This window comes from Streptomyces fildesensis (assembly GCF_016107395.1).
GTDB classification, from domain to species: domain Bacteria; phylum Actinomycetota; class Actinomycetes; order Streptomycetales; family Streptomycetaceae; genus Actinacidiphila; species Actinacidiphila fildesensis.
Genome location: NZ_JAAIKO010000230.1, coordinates 1 through 330, shown reverse-complemented (window position 1 = coordinate 330; position 330 = coordinate 1). Strand labels below are relative to the sequence as shown.

Here is a 330-nt window from a genome sequence, read left to right as displayed (position 1 = left end):
ACCCTCGCCCACCACCCCCTCTTCCAAATCATGCTCGCCCTCCAAAACGCACCCGTGAGTGCGTTGGAGCTTCCCGGAGTGCGTGCCGGTGTCGAGCTGGGTAGGACGGGGACGGCAAAGTTCGACTTGTTCTTCAGTCTTGCCGAGCAACGCGGTCCCAACGGCGAGCCTCAGGGCATCGACGGTGCCGTCGAGTACTCGAGCGATATCTACGACGCACCTACGGTCCATGCCCTGTTCGACCGCTGGATCCAGCTCCTCGACGCTGCGACCATCCACCCCGATCAGCCGCTCAGCACCATCGACGTTCTCACCCCTGCCGAACGCCAC

The 330-nt window shown here is 63.6% G+C and carries 1 protein-coding gene; it reads left to right on the top strand.

Going from position 1 to position 330, the window contains the following annotated elements; all coding sequences use genetic code 11:
• Positions 1-330, top strand: a 330-nt coding sequence (locus tag C6N31_RS42715) for a condensation domain-containing protein (protein ID WP_198359692.1), incomplete at both ends; no start/stop codon positions are given.